This window comes from Bacillota bacterium (assembly GCA_030019365.1).
GTDB lineage: Bacteria > Bacillota > Sulfobacillia > JACIYH01 > JACIYH01 > JACIYH01.
Genome location: JASEFA010000003.1, coordinates 330,025 through 345,909, shown reverse-complemented (window position 1 = coordinate 345,909; position 15,885 = coordinate 330,025). Strand labels below are relative to the sequence as shown.

Sequence of the window (15,885 nt, the reverse complement as noted above, 5' to 3'; positions counted from 1 at the left end):
TTCCCCCTCCCCGCCCCTGTCAACCCCTCGTTCGGGGGAAGCCGCATCTGAGCCAGGCGCGCACCTGCTTCAATCCCAGGGCGGTGCCCCCGGCCAGTCCGAAGAGGAAATAATCCCAGGAAGATCTGCTCAGGCCCAGCCACACGGGGATGGCGGCGCACATGAACAGGGAACTGAAATACTTGTGCTTCGTCAGCAGGTAGACCAGCCCGTACAGGCAACCCGCCAGCACGATCTGCCAGATGGGTACGGTGAAGGCGAGCCCGCCACCGAAGGTGGCAAGGCCGCCTCCTCCGTGGAACCTCAGCCAGACCGGCCAGTTGTGCCCTATCACGGCGCAAATCACGGCCAGGAGCGGGGCAGCCGCTCCCAGGCCGAAGGTCTTTCCCACGAGCACGGCCGCCATCCCCTTGCCCACATCCAGCACGCCGGTGAGGATGCCGGCCGCCCACCCCACGTTGCGCACCACGTTGGTGGCGCCCACATTGCCCGTTCCCACCCGGCGGATGTCGACCCGGCCGAACATCCTGCCCACCAGATAGGCCGAGGGCACCGAGCCGATGAGATAGCCTGCCAACGCCACGAGGCCGTAATGCACGTCGCCACCTCCCGCCCCGCCAATTCGCCGCAAACCCCTGGGCACCCTGCCTGCGGGCCGCTCTCATCGCCTGCCATGACCGGCGCCGGACGCCACGGGGATGACGAGCGTGAAGGTGGAACCCCGGCCGGGCTCGCTCTGCACCTCGATGTGCCCGCCATGGGCGCGGGCCACGGCCTGAGAAATCGCCAGACCCAGCCCCGTCCCCCGGTCCGGCGACCGCGTGCCTACGCGGTGGAAACGCTCAAACACGTAGGGCAACTCTTCGGCCGGGATGCCCGGGCCGGTATCCGTCACCGCCAGGCATACGGTACCGGCACCCGCGTCCCGGGACTGTCCGGGCCCGGAAGGGCCGCCGGGCCTGATTCCCGGAGCAGGAGCGGTTCTCCGGTAGACATGGACGGCGACTTCTCCCCCCGGCGGGGTGAACTTGAGGGCGTTGGAAAGGAGGTTCCACACCACCTGGGACAACCGGTCCTGGTCTCCGTCCACCCGGAGCAGGCCGGGCTCCACGTCCAGGCGGAAGCCCACACCCTTCTGTTCGAAAGAGGGACCGAAAGCGGCCGCCACCCGGCGGGCCACCTCGCCCACGTCGACGGGGGTCCGGGCCAGTTCCAGAGCGCCGCTTTCCGCCTCGCTCAGCTTCTCCAGGTCCCCCACCAGCCGCACCAGGCGCATGATCTCCGCATGCAGCGCGGCCAGGTTCTCGGCAGAGGCCTCCCACACTCCGTCCTGCATGGCTTCGATGTGGGCGCGTACCACGGCCAAGGGCGTGCGCAACTCGTGCGCCACATCCGCCGTAAGGTTGTGGCGCCACTCGTACTGTCGGGCCAGGCTGTGCACCAGGTGATTGAAGGCGCGGGCCAGGGCCACCATCTCGTGGCTGCCCTCTTCCGGCACCTGCTGGGTCAGGTCCCCTTCCCGCAGGCGGTCGGCCGCGTCCCGCAGCCTGAGCAGGGGCATGCTGATGCCCCGGGCCATCCCCAGACCCACCACCACCGCCACCAGGGCAGCCAGAGCACCGCCCAACCACAGCGACCGGCGCACCCCGGCCAGGAACGCCAGTTCTTCGGCCATCCAGCGGGAACCCTCCGGGGCTGCCACGTACAGGGTGCCCACCTGCTGGCCGCCCACCTGCAGAGGGATGGCCTGCTGGCGCGGCAGCCGCATCCCGCGGCGCCAGGGGGGGCCGCCCGCGTAAGGCCCGGGCGAACCCATACGGGGAGGCTGGTCGGACGGCGGAAACTGCTCCAGGCGCGGTATCCACTCCCAGATCACGGCGCCGGAGGCATCCACCAGCCAGGCGTGCAGGCCGGTCATCCCCGCCAGCCGCTCTGCCTCCCGCACCACCTGGTCCATGCCTCCCCGCCGGTAGGCGTCTTCCAGCACGTCGGCGGCCTGCTCGGCACGGAGGCGCTGGTAGCGCCCCACATAGACGTCGAACCGGCGCAGGACGGCGGTTCCGGTGGCGATGGCGGTCACCGCAATGCCCACCAGGGCCACCGCCACAAAGGCCGCGGTCAGGCGCACCGGCAGGCTGCCCAGGCCCGTGCGCGAACCCGGACCCCGAGCCGAACCCGCACGCGGGGGCGAACCGGGCGGCAGGTGCGCGTCCGTCTGGTCCGGTCCGGATGTCGTCATGGTCCGGGCTCCCCCACAAAGCGATACCCGACTCCGTACACCGAGGCAACGTAGCGGGGCTGGCGGGCGGAATCACCCAGCTTCTGGCGCAGGTTCTTCACGTGGGCGTCCACGGTGCGGTCGTATCCCTCGAAATCTTCGCCTGCCACCCGCGCCACCAGTTCCTCCCGGGTGAACACCCGGCTGGGCTCACGGGCGAGAGCGTACAGCAACCGAAACTCGGAGGCGGTGACGGGGATGACTTCCTCCCCCCGTCTCACCTCACGGCGCTCGGGGTCTATGACCAGGTCGCCCCGATGCAGCGGTTCCCCTGCCGGTCGACCCGCCCGGCGCAGCACCGCCTTCACGCGGGCCACCAGCTCCCGGGGGCTGAAAGGCTTGACCACGTAATCGTCAGCCCCCAGGCCCAGGCCGGCCACCCGGTCGTCCTCCTGCGCCCGGGCCGTGAGCATGACGATGGGCACGTCGGAATCCCGCCGCAGGCGCTGGCATACCTCTTCCCCGGGGATGCCGGGAAGCATGAGGTCCAGGATTACCAGGGCCGGGCGCCGGGACGCGGCAAGCTCCAGCCCCTCCTCGCCATCGGGCGCCTCCAGGACCTCGTATCCGGCCCGCTCCAGGTAGGCACGCACCACCTTCCGGATGCCGGGTTCGTCTTCCACCACCAGGATGCGTTCCTGCGCCACCGCACTTCCCCCGATGCTGCCGATGCGGGTAACCCGGTCAGGCCGACCGCCTGCAGGGACGACCTGGCCGAACGCCTGTGCGCCTCACCCCACCGCCTGCAGGGACGACCGGAACCGGCGCAGGCGCAGGGAGTTGGTCACCACCGACACCGAACTCAGGGCCATGGCCAGGGCGGCCAGCATGGGATTGAGCAGTATGCCGAAGAAGGGGTAGAGCACACCCGCCGCCACCGGAATCCCCAGGCTGTTGTATATGAAAGCCCAGAACAGGTTGGCCCTGATGGTGCGGATGGTGGCCCGCCCCAGCTGGAGCGCCGTGACCACCCCGCGCAGGTCGCCGGACATCACCGTGATGTCGGCCGCCTCCATGGCCACGTCGGTGCCGGTGCCGATGGCGATGCCCACGTCCGCCCGGGCCAGAGCGGGAGCGTCGTTGATTCCGTCGCCCACCATGGCCACCCGCAGTCCCTCCTGCTGCAACCCCTCTACCGCCCAGGCCTTTTGGGTGGGCAGCACCTCCGCCAGCACCCGCTCTATCGCCACCTGCTGCGCCACCGCTCCCGCCGCCCGCCGGTTGTCGCCCGTGAGCATGATCACCTGCAACCCCATCTGCCGCATGGCCCGCACCGCCTCCGCCGCCCCCGGCTTCACCGTGTCGGCCACGGCCAGCAGACCCATCACCCGATCGTCCTCCACCACGTACATCACCGTCTTGCCCGCCCCGGCCAGGCGGTCGGCCTCCTCCTTCAGGCTGTCGGGCTCGACCAGTCCCTCCTCCTGGAGCAGGCGAGCCGATCCCACGCTCACCCGGTGCCCCTCCACGATACCGGTGACTCCCTTCCCCGGAGTAGCAGTGAAGTCCTGGCAGGGCGGCAACTCGATGCTCCCGGCCGCGGCTCCCGCCACCACCGCGCGGGCGAGGGGATGCTCCGACTGGTTCTCCACCGCTGCCGCCCGGCGCAGCACCGCCGCCGCAGGGATGGCGCCGGCGCGGGGCGCTTCCCCCGCCACCGGGATCACATCGGTGAGGGACGGCTCGCCGCGGGTGATGGTGCCCGTCTTGTCCAGCACCACGGCCCGCACCCGGTCCAACTCCTCCAGGCTGCCTCCGTCCCGCACCAGCACCCCCAGCTCCGCCCCCCGGCCCGTCCCCACCATGATGGCGGTGGGGGTGGCCAGTCCCAGGGCGCAGGGACAGGCCACGATGAGCACGGCCACGAAGTTGAGCAGGGCGTACAGGAAGGACGGTGCTGGCCCCACCAGGTACCACACCACGAGCGTCAGGGCGGCGATACCGATCACGGTGGGGACGAAGTAACCGGCCACCCGGTCGGCCAGTCGCTGAATGGGAGGCTTCGCTGACTGGGCCTCTTCGACCAGGCGCACGATCTGGGAAAGCACAGTGTCCCGGCCCACCCGGGTGGCCCGGAAGCCTAGGGAGCCCGTCTGGTTCATCGTGCCCCCCACCACCTCGTCGCCGGGCTGCTTGTCCACGGGGAGGCTCTCCCCGGTGAGCATGGACTCATCCACGGCGCTGTGGCCTTCCAGTACTTCGCCGTCCACCGGGATCCTCTCACCCGGCCGGACCACCACCAGGTCTCCCGGCAGCACCTGCTCGACCGGGATCTCCACCTCGCCATTCTCGCGGAGGACGCGCGCGGTCGGGGGTGCCAGCTTCATCAGACGCCGGATGGCCTCCGACGTGCGCCCCCTGGCCATGGCCTCCAGCCACCGTCCGAACAGCACCAGCGTGATGATCACGCAGGAAGTGTCGTAGTACACGTCGGTACCGAACCCGCGGCTGCGGAAGTACCCCGGCGCCACGGTCATGGCCAGGCTGTACAGGTACGCGGCGGAGGTCCCCACGGCGACCAGCACGTTCATGTCCGCCAGGCCGTGCCGGAGCGCGGACCACGCCCCCCGGTAGAAACGCCATCCCGCCCAGAACTGCACCGGGGTGGCGAAGGCCCACAGCAACCAGGCATTACGCCACCCCGCGTGGATGCCAGGCCACATGCCGGTCATGCTGAGCAGGAAGACGGGGATGGTGAGCGCCAGGCTGATCAGGAAGGCCCGCCGCAGACCGGCGATTTCGGCCTGGCGCGCCGCCCTCTCGCGGTCCGCAGCCCGGGCCGGCTCCACGCCTGCGGCCGGGAGCTCGGCTTCGTAGCCGGCGTCCTCCACTGCCTTCAGGAGCTGCTCGACGGCCACATCGCCGGTGAGGTGGACGGTGGCCCGCTCGCTGGCCAGGTTGACCTCCGCTCCGGCCACTCCGGCCACCCCGCGCAGCGCCTTCTCCACGTGGGCGACGCAGGAGGCGCACATCATCCCCCGCACTGCCAGCGTCAACGTCCGGTCATCGGTCGCCGCCCGTTCGCCCGCATCCCGCCGCCCCGGCGACGGCACCCGCCCGGCCCCCTGTCCCCGGGAGGGTGTCATCTCCCTAGTGCCCCTTCTCGTGGGTTTCTCCCCCTCCTTCTGTGTAGCGCCGGGGATCGCGGTCGAACGCGACTTTACACCCCCGGCAGCAGAAGTAATAGGTGCGCCCCTCATACTCGGATCGGAAAGGGACGTCCTCCCGCACCTCCATGTGGCACACCGGATCCTTCGCCATTTCCGTCACCTCCGTGTCAGGTACTCCTCCATCCGGCGTGGGTCCGGAACCCGCAGCGAGCGAGCCTCTGCGCCCATAAATTTGACCCCAAGGAAGCGCATGTATCCCCTTCCCCGGGCCCGTTCAAATAGCTGCCGATCGGCCGTCCAAAAAAGTGGCACCGTGGAGCTCCGCTACCGTCAGATGACTGCGTCGTGGACGACGGGAAAGCCCAACTCATCGGCGATCCGCCAGGCACGCTCGTAGAGTTCACCTGGGTTGCACCGGAATGATATCACCCGATGGCATTATGCCGCAACTGCGAGTCGCATGCGGCGGTTGGTATACGGCGGGGTGAAAACCGAGCCGGCGGCACCAGGCCAGCATCCTCTCCGGCCCCAGCGCGGAAGGGTTTTGCCCGCTCGAGGCCACCACCAGTGCTTCCGCCAGGTTCGCTGAAAGCCCCCGCCCTGCGCCTGCCGGAGCGGCTGTGATGCGGGCCGCCCCGGGCCCACTCCCATCCACCACGGAGGGCGGGCAAGCGGGGACGACCGGCCCCAGCTCCACCACCAGGGACACACCTCGAGCTGCGAGCAGAGCCAGATCGGCCTCATCCAGTCCCGTGGCGATCACCCACCTGCCGTCGAGGCGGGCGGGCAGCCGGGACCGCAGGAAGTGAAAGTCGCCCGCCAGCACCTCGGCCCCGGCGAAGGCACCTTCCAGGCCGGGGCGGGGTTCCTGGCGCCTGCGGCCCAAAGGGTAGAGAAAGGAGAGGGGCAGGTGCCGCAGCACGGGCAGCATGGTTACCGCAAAGGGGTGGAACCAGTTCAGCCCCGGGAATAGGACGGGCAGGCGCAGGGCAAAGGCAGCATCTCCCACCAGCACGCGGGCGCCCCGCTTGTGCAGGGCTTCTGCCAGGGCCCACCGGTCCAGCACGGAGGAGAAAAGAATCGTGCGACCGGACAGGTCGAGCCGGGATTCGCCACACGCCATATCCAGGGCTCGGGGTTCCCACCACGTCTTGATAAAGGTGCCGTCGCACACCGGCGTACGGCGGGGGATGGACGCCAGGCGCTCCCCCACCGGCAACCGGTAGCGACGCTCCCTCACCTGCAGGTAGAGGTTGACGCCGCCCAGGCCGAAGGCATCGACCTCACCGTCATACCCCGCCAGAAGGGACGCCGCGCGGGCCACGTCTCCTCCCGTGCCCACGCGACAGATGTCCACCACCCCGCCCGCGCATTCCCACCTGCTGCGGAAGTCACGGGCGGGCGAACCCAGGCTTACCCCCAGAACCCGTCTCTCCGCCACGGCACCAGGCCCCCCCGCCGCTTCACGGCCAGGGCCGCGAAGAACCCCACTGCCAGAAGGCCCAGACCCACCGATGCCGCCAGAGCGAGCGACACGGGGGTCTGGTCAGGCAGGGTGGGGTGAAGGCCGCAACCATAGTCCAGCAAGCTGTTCAGCGCGACCCACGCCGCCCCCAAGGCCACCCAGCGCAAAGGGGGTCGCCGCACCACGCCAAACAGCAGCGATTCGGCCACCATTCCCGCGTGCGTCCACAACAGGTTGAAACGGTCCACATCCATGGATTCCCCGGCCAGCCAGGACTGGCCGATTACGAGCACCGTCCACATGCCGTACTTCAGGGCGGCCACGTCCGCCAGCCCCTCCAGGGCACCGGGAGCAACACCCAGGGCGAGCGCACCGGTCAGGCACCCGAACAGGAGGGCCGAAACCGGGCAATCCGCCACCACCGGCCAGGTCCAGACGGGAAGGGAGGCAAGCTGCCCGCGGTACCAGTCCATCCCGTAGACGAACCCGCCCAGGTTCACCACGGTAAGGAAGAGCAGCCAGCGCCTGTCCCGGGGAATCCCCTTCACAAGCTCTACAAGGGCGACCGGGTCGTACCACCCTGGCGCCGGTCCCCGCCTCCCCAACGCTCGCTGCGATGACGTCCCTTCCCCGCCCAACAGCGCCTGTCCCTCCGGCCACCATCTTACCACCGGCAGCGCCCACCCCGCCACCAGCCGAGCCCGCCTCGCCAACAGCCGGGTTCACCCGATTACCAGGCGGGCCAGGCGTTCCACCACACCTCCCACGGCGAAGGCGATGACGATGTTGGCGGCCCAGATTACAGCAGCCTCCTTCCAACCACGTTCCTTGCCGATCATCATCACCGAGGCGATGCACGGCACGAACAGGGTGATGGTGGCCACCGCCACCAGGGTCTGGACCGCGGTCAAGCCCAGGTGGTACAGGCCGGCGGCGCCGAAGTCACGGCGCACGAACCCCATTACGAAGGCAGTCGAGGCCTGAGGGGGCAACCCCAGCCAGCGCGTAATGACAGGGGCAAGGACGTCCTGCAGGCGGTCCAGCGCCCCGGTCACCTGCAGCAGACCCAGGCCCGCCGCCCCATAGAAGAACAGGGGCCCCGCCTCGCGGATGAACATAACGGCCCGGTAGGCGGTCTTGTAGAGGAGGTTGTCCAGACGAGGTATGCGCAGGGGAGGAAGGTCCATGAGCAGGGGGCTCGAGATCCCCGGGAATAGTCGATTGAGGAGCACTCCCGCCATGGCGAAGACGCTCAGGACGATGACACCGTATGTCACCAGGACCCGCCACCCCAGCGGGCTGATCATGCCCGTGACCACGCCCAGCTGGGCCGAGCACGGGATGGCCAGACTGAGCAGGATAATGGCGATGCGACGCTCCCGGCTGGTGTTGAGGACGCGCGTGGATACGATGGCCATGGTCACGCAACCGAATCCCAGCATGAAGGGGATGACGGCCCGCCCGTTCAACCCCAATGGGCTGAGGGCGCGGTCGAAGAGCACCGCCACCCGCGGCATGTACCCCGAATCCTCCAGGAAACCCATGAGAAGGTAAAACCCCACCACCAGGGGCAGCAGCAGACCCATGATATACGTGACGGTCATCGTGAGGAGCCCGAACTCCCCGACCAGCAACTGCCCCGGGACACTGCCCGGAGACACCACCTGCCCGACCACCCGGCGTACGGCAGGCTCCCAGTAGCCCCGCATCATCGTGCCTTCGAGGAAGTCCACCACGGTACCGGCCACCACCGTACCGAGGAACCAGTACGCCGCCGCCAGGATGACGACCAGCACCAGCAGCCCGGAGAGCGGCCAGGTGAGCAGGTGATCCACCATCCCCCGCCAGTCTTCGCTCCGGCGGCCAGTCTCCTGCAACACCCGTGCCGCCAGGTCGTCGGCCCGCCGGCGCCGGTGAGCCCAGACTGCCTCCCGATGCCCCCCGGGAGGCAGGCCTAACCGGCGCGCCGCCAGGTCATCGCCCTCCAGATACAGGTAGGCCAGCGCGCGCCGGCCCCGCCCGTCCGTCTCGGCCTCGGACACCACTGCGGGCGGCAACTCCCGAACCAGCCTGGTGGCCAGCTCCGGGTCGGGTCGACCGGGCACGGCCCGGGCCAGGGCCCCCCGCAGATCGGCCAGACCCTGCCGCCTGGTGGCCACGGTGGGGATCACCGGTACCCCCAGGGCCTCTTCCAGCGCTGCCGCAACCGGCACCCGGCCTTCGCTGCGGGCCTCATCCATCATGTTCAGACAAACGACCATGGGTACTCCCAGGTCACAGAGTTGCAGGGTGAGGAAGAGGTCGCGGGAAAGGTGGGCGGCATCCACCACGTTGACGACCAGGTCCGCCTGCAGCACCGCATCCCTGGTCACCCGCTCCTCGTCGTTCAGGCCGGAAATGCCGTAGACACCGGGGGTGTCCACCACCAGGTCGTCCCCGGCCCACCCGCTGCTCACTTCCACGGTGGTGCCGGGATAGTTGGATACTTCCACGTACCGGCGGGTCAGGTAATGGAACACGATCGACTTGCCGGTGTTAGGGTTCCCCACCAGCGCTACCAACCGCCCGGGCGTATGATCCCGTGCGGGGGAACCGCCGGCGTGGCATCCCGCCGCACCGTCTCCCGGGAGGCCGCCCGGGAGCTGCCCATGCCGATGCCGATGACGATGCCGCACCAGACCACCTTCTGCCTTCAGGAAGAAGCTCCTGTGATTTCCACCCAGGTCAGCTCGGCCAGCCTGCGGCCCACAGCCATCCTCTGGTTCCCCCGATTCAGGAGCACGGGTCCGCCTGCCAGGCTGGCCCATACCGTCACCTCCGAACCGGGCCCGAGCCCCAACCGGATGGCCTGGGCGCGTAAACCCGGGTCGCCCAGGTACCGGATGCGCACCCGGGCACCCAACGGAGCGGCAGCCAGGGTCACCACCCGCCCATCCCTCGCCCCCACTCCGTCCGCCCCCTCGTGTAACTCTATGGCTGGCGGATGGGGGGCTTGCCTGCGAAATTCCATGGCCAAACCCGTAAGCCCCCTGCTGATAATGACTCTCACGGTCATTATAGCAAGGAGGGGAAGAGGAAACAAGTACTCCCCGGCGCACGGCAGCGTGCGGCCCCCAGAACGCTCTCAGGGCCGGCTGTCCCCGACCTGCGACGGCCGTTTCGGGTGCCCAGGTGCAACCTGGGAGAAAGCGACCGGGTCTTGCGGTGGCCGTCAGTCGGTACCCGACGTGGTGAGCACTTTCACCCAGCGCTCGAACAGGTAGGTGTTGCGCACCGTATACTCGGCCTCGGGGAACCGATAGCGCAGCGTCACGGTCACGGCAACGCGCACCGGGAACAATCCCGCTCGCTCCCACACCATCACGAACTCCCGGCCGGGATCGACCTCCACTCTCCGTTCCACCACCGATGGAACCTCGTCCACCTGCACGGACACCCCGATGCGGGCAGGACGGCCGGACATCCACTCTTCGGGGCTGTCTATGGCGGCCCTCACCTTCGGTTCTCGCGCCGTTTCCACGGTGGCCTGCCAGGGCTGACCCACCACCACCGTCACCGCTCCGTCAGGGGCGGCCGCTACCCCCTCCACGGCCTCCGCGCCGATGACCGTCGACCTCGCCCCGTCGGAGCCAGCAACGGGCGGACCGGCCTCATCGGGGCCGGCAAGGGGGGAACCGGCGCTGTCCGGCGGGCCGACCGGGGAACCGCCGCTGTCGGGTCTGTTGACGGGGGAACTGGCAACATCCTCCAGAGAGACGCTGACATGCCAGACCCTCTCCCGCAGGATGCGCCCGTCGTTGGCGTACGAACGGGCCCGCACCGTGTAGTCACCGGCACCGGCGAAGACGTGGCTCACGGTAACCGAAGTGTGCGCGGGGTCGTCATCGACGAAGGAGCTCCCGTCCCCGAAGTCCCACTCCCAGCGGACGTGGTAGGTGCGCCGCTCCTTTCTGTGGGTGGTCAGCTTGGTCCGTAGCACGGCTCTGATCACCGGAACCGTGCCGGCCTGATCCCGCGTAAGGTCAGGTTCCTCCGGGCCGGGGCGATCAGGCTCTTGGGCAGCCGGTCCGGACGAGGGGCGGAGAACGGCCCGGCAGGCTATCTCGCCCCTGACCGGTTCCCGGTAGGAGGGAATCAATCCCCGGGCGGGAGCCAGCGGAAGACGGGCACCGATGAGCACCGCATTCACGTCCTGTCCGAAACCCGAGACAGTGAGCCGGGCGCGGTCTCCGCTCCACTCGATCTTCATCCGTTCCCAGCTGCCCCCCACCCTCTCCACCCACGCCCAGGCGGGGGGCATGCCCGCACGTGTGGATACGTGGGGCTCCAGCTCGACCTCCAGGTCTCCCCGCTGGTTGAGGTAACGGCTGTCGATCCTCAGGTAGCCGGGGCACCAGGGAGAGAGGGGCATCTCGCGCTCGCCGCTCCACGATATCGTCCTGCTGGGCAGGCCAGCGCGGGGATAGAGCACACGGGAGGCGACAAAGCGCAACTCGTCCAGCACGATCTGCTGCACCCGGGGGTTGCGGGGGAGACCTCCGTGGCTGGCGGAAAAGCCCCTGTCCTCCACCAGGATGAAGCGGTCGTCGGGTCGCGGGGCCAGAAAGCACGAATCCACCTGCACCCAAGAATCGTTCTCGCCCACCTGCTTCCACCCCAGCCGCCAGAGGTTGGGAACCCTTCCGGCCACCACGACGTAGCGGGTCAAGTCCCGCCTGGCGGTATCGTCGTTCCACCGCTTGAGAAACCAGTTGCCCAACAAACGCTCGTAGCGCGGCCGCCCGTCCGGCTCCGGGCCCAGCGGCAGGGAGAAATACTCCTCCAGGACCCGCTCCATGCCCGGGGCAAAGGGATCCACGCCCAGCAGGACAGGGGCCTGGCGGAGCATTAGCCCTTGCCCCTGGCGCGTGAGCCAGTCCGCCAGCTGGCGCCCCGCCCAGCGGGCGGCCTTCAGGCCATAATGGCGCGCCATCTCCTTCCAGTCCGAAGTAATGAGAGGATCCTCCAGCAGGGATTGGGCGAGGCCGGGGCCGCGGAGCAGGGCCCGCAACTCCTCCGCCCGGGCCACGCCGAGCGCGGCAGCGTGGGCGTATGCCATGGTAACCGAAGTACCCTCGAGGGGCTCCTGAGCCGCGCGGAACTCCCGCGTGAAGAGCTGAGGCTCTTCGTGGGCGAGCCAGCCCTCGAAGGGTAACCGCCCCAGCAGCCGCCGCGCCCCCTCCAGTACGTCGCTGGGCGGTACCCCCAGCCGGTATTCTGTTACGTAGCGCCGGTAGAGGGACCGGTATACGGAAGCCGCCTTGTCCCATACGTAACTCCACAGGGGCGACCCAGCCCCCGCGGCGGACCCGGCCGTCAGACCGGCCCCCTGCGGGGAGGATGCCGCTGCCCCAGGTTCCGCCAGCCCGGCGTCCCGGGCCGAGAGGGCGGCTGCGAGGTGGAGCATGTTCATGGCAAAGGAGCCGTGGTTGGGCGGGCCCAGCATGACCAGGGTGCCCACCCGGTCACCCCCGCCCGCTTCCACCCAGTAGCGGGCCGCCAGGGCCCCCAGCCCGTGGGCCACCACATGCAGCCGTTGCGCCCCGCACGCGGCCAGCACCCGCCCGGCCGCCGGCCCGATCACCAGACGGGCCAGCCGCTCCGGGTCGGGGTCCTCCTCCCGCGAGAGGTCAGCTACCCACACCCGGTACCCCGCCGCCTCCAGCCTGGCCCGCAACCCGGCTTTCCCTCCCCACACCTGCTCGGGATCTGCGCCCGGACCCGCCACCAGCAACACGGGCTGCCCGGCCGGGGACCCCCAGGGAGGCGGCCACGCCACCGGTACGCCGTCCGCAGCGGCGGCCGGCATCGGGAGCGCGCGGGCCGCACCGGCGAAGGCCGCCGCCGGCACGATCGCCGCCAGGACGCACGCCAGCAGGCACGCCAGCAGGCGCAACCCGCCCCGGGCCATCAGGCGCACCTCCCCGGTGGCATTTCGGTGATGTCGCTCCCCACGGTTGCCGACATCACCGCCCACGGCAGGCCGTTTTCAGGGGAGGCCTGCCCGATTGGCCTGATGCGGGACCGCGGCCACATCCCGTGGTAAGTGACCACCAGGCGGGTGACGGGATATCCCCGCGCGAGCGCCTCCTCCACGGCCTCCTTCCACCCGTCCGGGTTTTCGACAGAGATGATCTGCTGGCCCTGGGGCCCGTTGATCCGCAGTTGCGCCCAGCTCTCACCGGGCGCCAGGGATTTCTCTTCGCCTCCGTAGCGCAGGCGCAGGCTGCCGCCGGCTGCGGGGCGGAGCGCCTCCAGAGGACCGGCCAGGGCGCGCCGGTCCGTCTCCAGCCCGGGAACGGCGCGGCCAAGGGGGATACGGGCAGGGAGACTTCCTGCAGTCAGGATGCGGGAGGCCACCCTGACTCCGGCGGCGTCCACCTCGTGCAGGCACACCACCCGGTGCCAGGGACGCACGGCACCCCGGGGGACGTGCAGGCTCCCCTCGCCGTCGTACCACGCTACCGGAGCCAGCTCCGTGCCCGACCAGTCCGCCGGGGGTGAACCGTTAGCCTCGTCCACGACCAGAAAGACGTACTCCGCTCGGGGCCAGAACCACCAGACCAGGACGCCCCCTGCCAGCCCCACAGCCAGCAGGGTCGCCGCCCACCCTGAAAACCTCCGCATAGTCAAAAGCCCCCCTGTGGGGGGAGCTACCGGCGCCTCACGTCTCCCACACTATACCAGCAGTACCGCAATCTGTCAACCCCGCACCGAGCGTGCTACTCCTTCAGGCGGGGGTCGAGGAGGTCGCGCAGCCCGTCGCCCAGGAGGTTGAATCCCATGACAACGGTGAAGATGGCGAGCCCCGGCCAGGTGGATATCCACCAGTGGCTCATGATGTAGTCCCGCCCCTCGCTGATCATCACGCCCCACTCGGGGGTCGGTGGCTGAGCGCCGAAACCGATGAAGCTCAGCCCCGCCGCCGTGAGGATAACGCCTCCCATATCCATGGTCATGCGCACCTCAGGGATGGGGGAAAGGGCCCGGGGGCGGGCCTCCCTGCTCCAGCGCGGCAGCCGCCCGCTCCAGGGCGGCGGCAGAACGCTCGAGAGCCCGCGTCGCCCTCTCCGCCAGCAACACCCAGTACACCGTCAGGGCAATGGCAGCCACCCCGACGACCACGAACAGTCCCAATGCCCCCACCTCCGCGATACGTGGTGTACCTCACGCTATGTCCGCACTATGTCTGCAAACCACTCTGGGTCACTCGCGCGAGAGCCTTCTCCAGCACCGGCCTCGTGTCTTCGTATCCGCACTTCTCCACCGCCTGCGAGGCAGCCACCCAGCGGGCGTCGGAGATCTCCTCCAGCTGAGGGCTTACCGCCCCACCGGCGGCCTCCATCAGGAAGTAATACACCGTCTTGTAAACCAGCTCACCTGCGGGATCGCGGTAGAAGTAGTGGATGCGGTCCAGGTCGCCGGCCGGGGCCACCTGGATGCCGGTCTCCTCCCTGACCTCGCGCAGGGCCGCCTGCAGCGGCTTTTCGCCCTTCTCAATGAGGCCCTTGGGGAGGGTCCATCGCCCCCATGCGTCCCGGATCAGCAGGAACTCGGGATCATGTGCGTTCCGGAACCGGTACACCACGCCGCCCGCAGAAAACTCCCTCCGCATCACCGTCTCCCTTCTCCGGCGTTTCCCCCGCCGACCCGATGCTGCGCGCCGGGCGGAAAGCCCCGGCCGCGCGCGCCCGCACCATGGCGGGGGAAAACGGCTTACCGCGCAGGGCCGGTCAGGCGGTGGGCCAGGGCACCGCCCAGTCGCAGGAGTGTACCCAGCCGCTCCCCCGTCCTTTCCAGGAGCTCGGCCGCCCGCGCCATGCTCTCCTCCGGGGAGAGGGGGCCTTCCGCGATGCTGAGGGCGGTAGCAAACCCCATTTCTCTCAGCTGCTCCGGTGACGCCGCCAGGGAACCGCACACCGCCACCACGGGCACACCCGCTCGCCCGGCCGCGGCCGCCACGGTGGCCGGGGCCTTGCCCCGCCTGGTCTGGGAATCCATGCGACCCTCTCCCGTGACCACCAGATCCGCGTCCGGCAGGAGTTCCTCCAGCCCGCTGTATTGTATCACCAGCCGGGCCCCCGAAAGCAGGGGCGCTCCCAGCGCCGCGGCCAGGGCGGCTCCTGCACCCCCCGCCGCGCCCGCTCCCGCGAGGCCGGCCACATCGACCCCCCAATCGCGCTTCCACACCGCGGCCAGGTGGGCGAGGCCGCGGTCCAGCTCTTCCACCATGCCGGGAGTGGCGCCCTTCTGGGGGCCGTACACGCGGGCAGCGCCGTGCTCCCCCACCAGAGGATTGTCCACATCGCAGGCCGCCAGGAACTCCACCGCACCGCCGGGCCGCGAGGACGGCATCCCCTGCGGTTGCGGCCCCCCGGGTTCGTCCGGCCGCTGGGCGGCCACTCCGTCGGGCCGCCGGGCCGTCGCCACCCGGGCCAGCCCTCTCCCTCCCCGGGGGACGGGTTGGCCCGCCGCATCCAGATGCCGGAATCCGAGAGCCTCCAGCATGCCCAGGCCCCCGTCCACGGTGGCGCTTCCCCCCAGGGCCACCATCACCCGGCGGCATCCTTCCCCGATGGCCGCCATGATCAGCTCGCCCGTGCCGAGACTGGTGGCGACCATGGGGTCCCGCCGGTCGGGTGGAACCAGGGGGAGTCCTGAGGCGGCGGCTATCTCCACCACCGCCGTTTCGCCGTCACCCAGCACGGCGAAGCAGGCGTCCACCGGTTCCCCCAGCGGCCCCGCCACCCGCCTCCGCACCATGCGGCCGCCCGTATTCAGGCACAGCACCTCGGCGGTGCCCTCACCCCCATCGGCCACCGGGCAGGCGAGCACGACGGCACCTGGCAAGGCCCGGGTGAGGCCGCGGCCCAGGGCCTGTGCCACCCGGGCCGCGCTCAGGCTGCCCTTGAAGGAATCGGGCGCCACCAGAATGCGCATCCCCCCACCTCCTGAGCCGGGTCCACTGCCACGGGCATGCACACGACTACCCC

At 69.9% G+C, this 15,885-nt stretch carries 14 protein-coding genes and 1 pseudogene; all 15 read right to left on the bottom strand.

From position 1 onward, the window contains the following. Nucleotides 1–19: 19 nt before the first annotated feature. Nucleotides 20–598 (bottom strand): glycerol-3-phosphate acyltransferase, encoded by a 579-nt coding sequence (locus QME70_07750; GenBank protein MDI6894486.1) that lies wholly within the window; start codon nucleotides 596–598, stop codon nucleotides 20–22. 63 nt (nucleotides 599–661) lie between these two features. After that, the gene (locus tag QME70_07745) at nucleotides 662–2,239 is read right to left on the bottom strand and encodes an ATP-binding protein (GenBank protein ID MDI6894485.1); all 1,578 of its coding nucleotides are present in this window, start codon (nucleotides 2,237–2,239) and stop codon (nucleotides 662–664) included. Then, the gene (locus QME70_07740) at nucleotides 2,236–2,925 is read right to left on the bottom strand and encodes a response regulator transcription factor (GenBank protein MDI6894484.1); all 690 of its coding nucleotides are present in this window, start codon (nucleotides 2,923–2,925) and stop codon (nucleotides 2,236–2,238) included. The genes QME70_07745 and QME70_07740 overlap by 4 nt, the downstream gene beginning before the upstream one ends. 84 nt (nucleotides 2,926–3,009) lie before the next feature. Further along, nucleotides 3,010–5,331, bottom strand: coding sequence for a heavy metal translocating P-type ATPase (locus QME70_07735; protein ID MDI6894483.1), 2,322 nt, complete (start codon nucleotides 5,329–5,331; stop codon nucleotides 3,010–3,012). Nucleotides 5,332–5,368: 37 nt separating this feature from the next. Beyond that, the gene (locus QME70_07730; GenBank protein ID MDI6894482.1) at nucleotides 5,369–5,539 is read right to left on the bottom strand and encodes a YHS domain-containing protein; all 171 of its coding nucleotides are present in this window, start codon (nucleotides 5,537–5,539) and stop codon (nucleotides 5,369–5,371) included. A 249-nt stretch (nucleotides 5,540–5,788) separates the two neighbouring features. Next, entirely contained in the window at nucleotides 5,789–6,829 is a 1,041-nt protein-coding gene (locus tag QME70_07725; GenBank protein MDI6894481.1) for a quinate 5-dehydrogenase, read from the bottom strand. Then, nucleotides 6,802–7,566: a DUF1405 domain-containing protein gene (locus tag QME70_07720; GenBank protein MDI6894480.1), complete on the bottom strand. Its 765-nt coding sequence runs from the start codon at nucleotides 7,564–7,566 to the stop codon at nucleotides 6,802–6,804. Before QME70_07720 ends, QME70_07725 begins: the two co-directional genes overlap by 28 nt. A gap of 9 nt (nucleotides 7,567–7,575) precedes the next feature. Beyond that, nucleotides 7,576–9,402: a ferrous iron transport protein B gene (feoB, locus tag QME70_07715; protein ID MDI6894479.1), complete on the bottom strand. Its 1,827-nt coding sequence runs from the start codon at nucleotides 9,400–9,402 to the stop codon at nucleotides 7,576–7,578. A gap of 143 nt (nucleotides 9,403–9,545) precedes the next feature. Beyond that, nucleotides 9,546–9,800: a FeoA family protein gene (locus QME70_07710; protein ID MDI6894478.1), complete on the bottom strand. Its 255-nt coding sequence runs from the start codon at nucleotides 9,798–9,800 to the stop codon at nucleotides 9,546–9,548. 264 nt (nucleotides 9,801–10,064) lie between these two features. Beyond that, nucleotides 10,065–12,803 (bottom strand): PKD domain-containing protein, encoded by a 2,739-nt coding sequence (locus QME70_07705; protein ID MDI6894477.1) that lies wholly within the window; start codon nucleotides 12,801–12,803, stop codon nucleotides 10,065–10,067. Continuing rightward, nucleotides 12,803–13,519, bottom strand: a complete 717-nt coding sequence (locus QME70_07700) for a hypothetical protein (protein ID MDI6894476.1) — start codon at nucleotides 13,517–13,519, stop codon at nucleotides 12,803–12,805. Before QME70_07700 ends, QME70_07705 begins: the two co-directional genes overlap by 1 nt. 95 nt (nucleotides 13,520–13,614) lie before the next feature. Next, nucleotides 13,615–13,875 (bottom strand): annotated as a pseudogene (locus QME70_07695) (ABC transporter permease subunit). Further along, nucleotides 13,859–14,029, bottom strand: coding sequence for a hypothetical protein (locus tag QME70_07690; GenBank protein MDI6894475.1), 171 nt, complete (start codon nucleotides 14,027–14,029; stop codon nucleotides 13,859–13,861). The pseudogene QME70_07695 and the gene QME70_07690 overlap by 17 nt, the downstream one beginning before the upstream one ends. 46 nt (nucleotides 14,030–14,075) lie before the next feature. Continuing rightward, nucleotides 14,076–14,507 carry an NUDIX domain-containing protein gene (locus QME70_07685; protein MDI6894474.1) on the bottom strand — a complete coding sequence of 144 codons (432 nt, stop codon included), beginning with the start codon at nucleotides 14,505–14,507 and terminating at the stop codon, nucleotides 14,076–14,078. A 101-nt stretch (nucleotides 14,508–14,608) separates the two neighbouring features. Then, on the bottom strand, nucleotides 14,609–15,832 hold the full coding sequence (locus tag QME70_07680) for a glycerate kinase (protein MDI6894473.1): 1,224 nt from the start codon (nucleotides 15,830–15,832) through the stop codon (nucleotides 14,609–14,611). Nucleotides 15,833–15,885 lie beyond the last annotated feature (53 nt).

What these genes read in the sequence shown, in the direction of transcription:
- QME70_07745 (MDI6894485.1), bottom strand. Translation starts at nt 2,239, where the DNA reads ATGACGACATCCGGACCGGACCAGACGGACGCGCACCTGCCGCCCGGT.
- QME70_07730 (MDI6894482.1), bottom strand. Translation starts at nt 5,539, where the DNA reads ATGGCGAAGGATCCGGTGTGCCACATGGAGGTGCGGGAGGACGTCCCT.
- QME70_07705 (MDI6894477.1), bottom strand. Translation starts at nt 12,803, where the DNA reads ATGGCCCGGGGCGGGTTGCGCCTGCTGGCGTGCCTGCTGGCGTGCGTC.
- QME70_07700 (MDI6894476.1), bottom strand. Translation starts at nt 13,519, where the DNA reads ATGCGGAGGTTTTCAGGGTGGGCGGCGACCCTGCTGGCTGTGGGGCTG.
- QME70_07685 (MDI6894474.1), bottom strand. Translation starts at nt 14,507, where the DNA reads ATGCGGAGGGAGTTTTCTGCGGGCGGCGTGGTGTACCGGTTCCGGAAC.
- QME70_07680 (MDI6894473.1), bottom strand. Translation starts at nt 15,832, where the DNA reads ATGCGCATTCTGGTGGCGCCCGATTCCTTCAAGGGCAGCCTGAGCGCG.